This is a genomic window from uncultured Halopseudomonas sp., assembly GCF_963977355.1.
Classification (GTDB): domain Bacteria; phylum Pseudomonadota; class Gammaproteobacteria; order Pseudomonadales; family Pseudomonadaceae; genus Halopseudomonas.
The window spans coordinates 57246-63971 of sequence record NZ_CAXBOV010000026.1 but is presented as its reverse complement, the minus strand read 5'-3'; the positions used below and the strand labels follow the sequence as shown (position 1 = coordinate 63971).

General features: G+C 55.0%; 7 protein-coding genes. 2 read left to right on the top strand and 5 right to left on the bottom strand.

Annotation, left to right across the window (positions count from 1 at the left end; translation table 11 throughout):
• Nucleotides 1-46: 46 nt before the first annotated feature.
• Nucleotides 47-1246, bottom strand: a complete 1200-nt coding sequence (gene tyrS / locus AAC076_RS14180; RefSeq protein ID WP_339846826.1) for a tyrosine--tRNA ligase — start codon at nucleotides 1244-1246, stop codon at nucleotides 47-49.
• A 219-nt stretch (nucleotides 1247-1465) separates the two neighbouring features.
• On the opposite strand from tyrS, the gene AAC076_RS14175 reads away from it, so the two are divergent.
• Together AAC076_RS14175 and AAC076_RS14170 are read left to right on the top strand one after the other, a co-directional pair.
• On the top strand, nucleotides 1466-2929 hold the full coding sequence (locus AAC076_RS14175; RefSeq protein ID WP_339846824.1) for a peptidoglycan DD-metalloendopeptidase family protein: 1464 nt from the start codon (nucleotides 1466-1468) through the stop codon (nucleotides 2927-2929).
• On the top strand, nucleotides 2930-4033 hold the full coding sequence (locus tag AAC076_RS14170; protein ID WP_339846822.1) for an anhydro-N-acetylmuramic acid kinase: 1104 nt from the start codon (nucleotides 2930-2932) through the stop codon (nucleotides 4031-4033).
• Between the two features lie 11 nt (nucleotides 4034-4044).
• Here the strand turns inward: AAC076_RS14170 and erpA are convergent, their stop codons facing one another.
• The 4 genes from erpA to argC form a co-directional block, all read right to left on the bottom strand.
• The gene (gene erpA, locus AAC076_RS14165; RefSeq protein ID WP_339846821.1) at nucleotides 4045-4398 is read right to left on the bottom strand and encodes an iron-sulfur cluster insertion protein ErpA; all 354 of its coding nucleotides are present in this window, start codon (nucleotides 4396-4398) and stop codon (nucleotides 4045-4047) included.
• 70 nt (nucleotides 4399-4468) lie between these two features.
• Nucleotides 4469-4891, bottom strand: coding sequence for a polymer-forming cytoskeletal protein (locus AAC076_RS14160; protein WP_339846820.1), 423 nt, complete (start codon nucleotides 4889-4891; stop codon nucleotides 4469-4471).
• Nucleotides 4891-5655 carry a DUF6776 family protein gene (locus AAC076_RS14155; protein WP_339846817.1) on the bottom strand — a complete coding sequence of 255 codons (765 nt, stop codon included), beginning with the start codon at nucleotides 5653-5655 and terminating at the stop codon, nucleotides 4891-4893. The genes AAC076_RS14160 and AAC076_RS14155 overlap by 1 nt, the downstream gene beginning before the upstream one ends.
• Nucleotides 5652-6686, bottom strand: coding sequence for an N-acetyl-gamma-glutamyl-phosphate reductase (gene argC, locus AAC076_RS14150; protein WP_339846814.1), 1035 nt, complete (start codon nucleotides 6684-6686; stop codon nucleotides 5652-5654). The genes AAC076_RS14155 and argC overlap by 4 nt, the downstream gene beginning before the upstream one ends.
• Nucleotides 6687-6726 lie beyond the last annotated feature (40 nt).

Here is a 6726-nt window from a genome sequence, read left to right as displayed (position 1 = left end):
CGCCCTGACTGGGCAGACGCGCATTATAGGGGCTGGGATTTTGCCGTCAAGGCTTTTCGATACGAATGCGTGCAAACTTCTTCTTGCCTGCCTGGCATACGTAATCGCGGCCCAGAGCAAAGACAAATTCCCGATCCACTACTGCGCCGTCGACCTTTACCGAACCTGCATTCAACAAGTCCTTTGCTGCCGCAGCATTCTTGACCATACCTGCTCTGTTGAGCACCGAAGCCACCGGCATCTCTTCAGCCGACTCCAGATTGACCTCTGGAAGATCCTCCGGCAACTCGCCTTCCTTAAGTCTGTTGCCAGCCGACCGATGCGCACTGGCGGCAGCTTCTTCACCATGAAAACGTGCAACCAGCTCCTCGGCTAACTTGATCTTCACGTCCCTGGGATTGGCACCCTGCTCAACATCCGAACGCAGTTGAGCAATGTCTTCCATACTGCGAAAGCTCAGCAGCTCGAAGTAACGCCACATAAGCGTGTCGGGCATGGACACGATCTTGTTGTACATCTCCCCAGGCGCGTCGTTGATACCCACGTAATTGCCCAGGGACTTGGACATTTTCTTCACACCATCAAGACCTTCCAGCAATGGCATGGTCAGAATGATCTGAGGCTCCTGATCGTACTGCCGCTGAAGCTCACGCCCCATCAGCAGATTGAACTTCTGATCCGTCCCACCAAGCTCTACATCAGCGCGCATTGCTACCGAGTCATAACCCTGAACCAGGGGATAAAGAAACTCATGGATGGCAATGGACTGACCACCTTTATATCGCTTGTCAAAGTCATCCCGCTCGAGCATCCGAGCAACGGTATATTTTCCTGCCAACTGGATCATGTCCGCAGAGGTCATCTTGTCCATCCAGGTGGAGTTGAACACGACCTGCGTCAGAGCAGGGTCAAGAATCTTGAACACCTGCTCCTTATATGTCTCAGCATTGGCCATGACCTGCTCACGAGTCAGAGGCAACCGAGTGACGTTCTTGCCCGACGGATCACCGATCATCCCGGTGAAATCCCCAATCAGGAACAACACCTCATGCCCGAGCTCCTGGAACTGGCGCAACTTGTTGATCAGCACAGTGTGTCCAAGGTGCAGATCCGGTGCAGTTGGATCGAAACCCGCCTTGATCCGCAAAGGAACGCCGCGCTTGAGCTTTGCCAGCAACTCGCTTTCGACCAGAATCTCCTCCGCGCCACGCTTTATCAGCGCCAACTGCTCCTCGACCGGCTTCATAAATCCGCAAATCCTGTTATTGAATGGGTAAAAAAGGGGACCAAACATACAACATTGATGATCAATTACAAGCTCGCACAGGGTATGCTTGTCAGAATATGAACACATGCTGCGCTGGAAAACTGACAGGCGGTGACGCTGAAAGCTTGCCACAAAGGACTTTCAGTTATAATTTAGCAAGTTATTACACTTACCATAGAATCTACGACAAGAGCGCTTATGGCTTTCCACAAGACAAAATCGCCGCTATATCCAAAAAGCCACCTGGTGGCTGCAAGTGGTATAGCAGCTGCGCTGAGCATCTTTCTGCTCGTTATCCCCACAACTGACGTCGAAGCACGTAAGACTTTTATTCCACTGGATCTTGAGACAGGTCATCAGAGTGCCTCTACCAATATTCAAAGTAACTCTGCAGAATTGGATGCGCTGATCCGCGAAACGGTCACATTTTCTTCGCCGCTGCCGACCAACGGTCAGCAATCAACAACCGATGGCGAAGAAAGCGTCAGCATTGATAAAGCTGATAAATCGGAAGCGCCGCTGGCAGATGCAGAGGAAACCGCCGTTCCGCTGAGGCCTTCAGAGTGGAGATCCATTACGGTAGCCAGCGGAAATACGCTGTCTGTGCTGTTCGACGAAATGGGGCTCGGTGCCAACACGCTGCATTCGGTCATTAACAGCAGCAAAGAAGCCAAACGCTTCACCCGCCTCAAGGTGGGACAGGAGCTGGAGTTCAAACTGGCTCCCACCGGGGACCTGCTTACACTGCGATCCAAGGTGAGCGATCTGGAAACCATTCAGATTGACCACACACAAGACGGCTTCGCATTCAGCAAGAACACTATCGAACCAGAAGTCAGAACTACCTTTGCCAAGGGAAGCATCAACAGCTCATTGTTTCTCGCAGCCCAGAAGGCCGGCATGAGCCATGGACTGACCATGGAAATGGCGAACATCTTTGGCTATGACGTTGACTTTGCACGAGATATCCGCAAGAACGACAAGTTCGAGGTGGTGTTCGAAGAATTGCACGTTGGCGATAAGCGCGTCGGTACCAACAACATTCTTGCCGCGCGCTTCACCAATAAAGGCAAGACGTTTACGGCGGTACGCTACACCGACAAGAATGGCTACAGCAGCTATTACCGTGCGGACGGAACCAGCCTACGCAAGGCATTCATCCGCACGCCGGTGGAATTTGCCCGCATCAGCTCGCGCTTCAACCCTAATCGCCGTCACCCGGTCCTGAACAAGATTCGGGCCCACAACGGAGTTGATTACGCCGCATCAACCGGCACGCCGATCAAGGCTACTGGCGATGGTCGCATTGTTCACTTTGGACGCAAGGGCGGATATGGCAACGCCATCGTTGTACAGCATGGCCAAAAGTATAAGACCCTCTATGCACACATGAGCCGTTTCGCTGGCGGTCTTCGCCAGGGAAGCAACGTATCCCAGGGGCAAATCATCGGCTATGTGGGCATGACCGGTCTGGCGACCGGGCCTCACCTGCACTATGAGTTCCAGGTAAATGGCCGCCACGTAGACCCGCTGGGCATTGAGCTACCGGTCTCAGATCCGGTTCCCAAGGCCGAGCGCACAGCCTTCATGGCGCTGAGCAACAAGATGATGGCTAGCCTGGACAAGCAAAGCACTAGCCAGCTGGCTTCCCTGGAGCCTTAATTGGCCAATCTCTACGTCGGTATCATGTCGGGTACCAGCCTCGACGGTATCGACGTAGCACTTGTTGAACTCTCAACTCCACAGCAGGCAAAACTGATTGACGCCTGCTGCATACCTTTCCCCCAGTCCGTTTACGAAGAACTTCTTGCACTATGTGCACCCGGGGCAGACGAGGTACGCCGTGCTGGTCTGGCAGGCCAGAACTGGGCGCGTCTCGCAGCTACGGGCGTCAATCAGCTGCTTGAAAGAAACGCGTTATTGCCATCACAGGTTATGGCCATCGGTAGCCACGGGCAGACCATTCGCCATCATCCCGAGCTGGGTTTCAGCACCCAAATTGGCGCCCCCGCTCTTCTTGCGGAGCTCACGAACATCAGTGTGGTATCAGACTTTCGTAGCCGGGATCTAGCTGCGGGGGGAGAAGGAGCGCCATTGGTTCCTGCTTTTCATGAGTGGCTATTGCGCTCCCCAGACCAGGCCAGAACCCTGATCAATATAGGAGGGTTCGCCAACCTGACCGTTCTCGACCCCGAGCAGCCCGTCGTCGGCTTCGACAGCGGCCCGGGAAATGTGCTGATGGACCACTGGATCCAGCTACACAGGTCCTTGCCGTATGACAACGGCGGTAGCTGGGCCCGCAGCGGCAAGGTGTCCGCAGAACTGCTTGAGCTCATGCTCAACGACCCCTATTTTCAGCGCCAGGGACCAAAGAGCACAGGCCGCGAATACTTTCATCCAGCCTGGCTTGATAACAAGCTGGCCACTCTGCGAACAACCTTGCCCCCAGAGGATGCTCAAGCGACTTTACTGGAGCTGACTGCACACACAATCAGCCTGGCTGTGCGCAGCAATGCGACCAACACGAAAAGCATCTTTGTCTGTGGAGGGGGCGCAAGGAATCAATACTTGCTGGAACGACTGGAATCACTACTCCGACCAATCCCGGTGGGAACCACCGCGCAATTGGGTGTTGATCCTGACTGGATGGAAGCCATAGCGTTTGCGTGGTTGGCATGGCGCTGCCTGGAGCGACAGCCAGGCAACCAACCGCAGGTCACGGGCGCTAGCGGTCTAAGGATACTGGGCGCGCACTATCCTGCGTGATTGTCGGAAAATCAGATGGAAAAGGAGGAACCGCAACCGCAGGTGGTTGCCGCATTGGGGTTGTTGATGACAAATCGAGAACCCTCAAGACCTTCCTGATAATCCACTTCTGATCCAGCCAGGTACTGAAAGCTCATAGGGTCGACAACCAGCTTGACCCCTTCGCGTTCAACGATGGTGTCGTCCTCTGCCAGCTCATCATCAAAAGTAAAACCGTACTGGAAACCGGAACAACCGCCTCCGGTCACGAACACCCTCAGACTCAGGCGCTCGTTACCCTCTTCGTCGATCAAGGACTTGACCTTGGATACAGCAGTGTCGGTGAACAACAAAGGGGAAGGAGTAAAAACTTCAGCAGTCGACATATAACCTCCAGCGACAGGTGCCACGGCACATCAGGTTGAGCATTATCCTTTTCCCGACTCTTTTGGTCAACTATTCATCCTGATGGGTACGGGCAGAAATCTGAGCTACCGGCGCTGCCGGTGCAGGTTCGTTAAGGTGGTTCAGCGTGCCACTGATCTGCGCACCCATGACCATTTCGATGAAGCGGTAATACAGGTTTCCGGTTATTCGTGCCTTGGCATCCAGCTCCAGATGCTCATTTGCGTGCACGTCGCCGATGACTTCCCCGTTGATCAATACATTGGGAGCGTTGATAACGCCTTGGACCCGGCCATGCTCGCTGACTCTCACCAAGCCCTGCTCCGCATCGATATTACCAATGATGCGACCGTCTACCTGCAGGACCCCGGAGAAACTGATGTCACCATTAATTTCCGCATCCTGGGCAACAATGGTGGTTTTCCCACCGAATTTACCGATGTCCATCTTCTTGTGCTTATCTGCTCCCCACATCAGGGTACTCCTGCATCTGTCCACTCAAATGAGCGCTCGACGACAGCCGAGCCATTCTGTAGCGCCTGCAACTCAACACGCTTTGGCTCGAAGCCCTCTGGCAAGAGCAGCTCCGATTCAGTGCCGGGGCTTGGCACTACCTGAAAATACCGAAAATTCAGGGCGATACCCTCAGCGTCATCCGCTTCGGTGAGATCTGCCAGCGGCAAGCTGACCATCTCGCCGTCCATCAGACCGTGAATCTGCATGAGCAAGCGAGCCTGAAAGGTATCTTCCTCTTCACCGACCCGGCTCACCATGATCTTGTACCGAAACCTGTCCGGATCCTCTGTCGGCAGCAGTTCGAATGCCTGAATCCGAACCCCCGGCGAGGCAGCAGCAGGCTCGAGAACGCCCTGATACTGGGCGAGATCCTGCTGCACGTGAAACAGCTGCTGCTCGAGTTCCTGAACCATGCCACGATTCTCCGTCACCGACTCGAGAGCCACCAGCAAGTCAACCTCAAGCTGCTGAGCGCGTTCGCGCGTTGACGTCAATTCAGCTACGAGCTCTTCTCGCTGTACGAGCAACCTGTCACGCTCAAATTTGACATCGGTCTGCGAGCGAAGAGCTGCTTCCCAGGCCAGCCAGGCACTCAGTGGAATCGCCAGGATAAGGATCAAGACCACTAATATCTTCAACGCTCCAACCAGCTTCGAGTTGCGTGGCATCAGCACGACACTGTGGTCGCGCAATGGCCGACGTCGCTTGATTCCGGAAATCAAGGCATGAGCGCCGGATGGGAGAGCCCCGTTTTCTCGTCTAGACCGAATACAATGTTCATGTTCTGAACGGCCTGGCCTGACGCGCCTTTTACCAGGTTGTCGATTACCGATAGTACAACGACCTGATCGCCGGACTGGGGCCGGTGAACTGCCAGTCGGCAAATATTGGCACCTCTGACACTGCGGGTTTCCGGATGGCTTCCGGCGGGCATCACATCAACAAAAGGCTCGTTCTCATAGCGCTTTTCAAACAGCGCCTGAAGATCGATCGAGTGGTCCTTCACCGTGGCATGCAAGGTGGCGTGTATGCCCCTGATCATCGGCGTCAGATGCGGCACAAAGGTCAAGCCCACAGGACCGCCAGCAGCAACCTGCAACCCCTGACGAATCTCCGGCAGATGACGATGACCGGCAACACCATAGGCCTTCATGCTTTCGGTGGACTCACAGAAAAGCGATGCGACGCTGGCACCACGCCCCGCGCCACTGACGCCGGATTTGCAGTCGGCGATAATGCGCTCATTATCGGCCAGCCCGGCTTCCAGCAGCGGTAGCAGTCCTAGCTGCACGGCGGTGGGGTAGCAGCCAGGTACGGCTATCAACCGAGCGCCGCGAATAGCATCACGATTGACCTCAGGCAGACCGTATACGGCCTGGTCGAGCAGCTCGGGCGCACCATGTGGCTGGGCATACCATTGGCTCCACTCGGCAGCGTCACGCAAGCGGAAATCGGCAGACAAATCGATAATGCGCGTGCCTGTGGCCAATAGCTCTGCTGCCATGGCGTGGGCTACGCCGTGGGGAGTGGCGAAGAAAACCACATCGCAACGTCCCAAGGTCTCATTGTCCGGCATACTGAAACACAATTGATCATAATGCCCACGCAGGTTGGGATACATATCAACCACACGCACACCGGTTTCCGATCGGGAGGTAATCACCTCGACATGAGCCTGGGGATGCTGGGCTAAAAGCCTGAGCAGCTCCACACCTGTGTAGCCGGTTCCACCTACTATGCCGATCTTGATCATCTTTACTTCCTGAATCGTTTGAACATGATTGATAACCCCC

Coding starts and splice junctions, on each gene's coding strand:
- tyrS (WP_339846826.1), bottom strand. CDS start 1,246: ATGAAGCCGGTCGAGGAGCAGTTGGCGCTGATAAAGCGTGGCGCGGAG.
- AAC076_RS14175 (WP_339846824.1), top strand. CDS start 1,466: ATGGCTTTCCACAAGACAAAATCGCCGCTATATCCAAAAAGCCACCTG.
- erpA (WP_339846821.1), bottom strand. CDS start 4,398: ATGTCGACTGCTGAAGTTTTTACTCCTTCCCCTTTGTTGTTCACCGAC.
- AAC076_RS14160 (WP_339846820.1), bottom strand. CDS start 4,891: ATGTGGGGAGCAGATAAGCACAAGAAGATGGACATCGGTAAATTCGGT.
- argC (WP_339846814.1), bottom strand. CDS start 6,686: ATGATCAAGATCGGCATAGTAGGTGGAACCGGCTACACAGGTGTGGAG.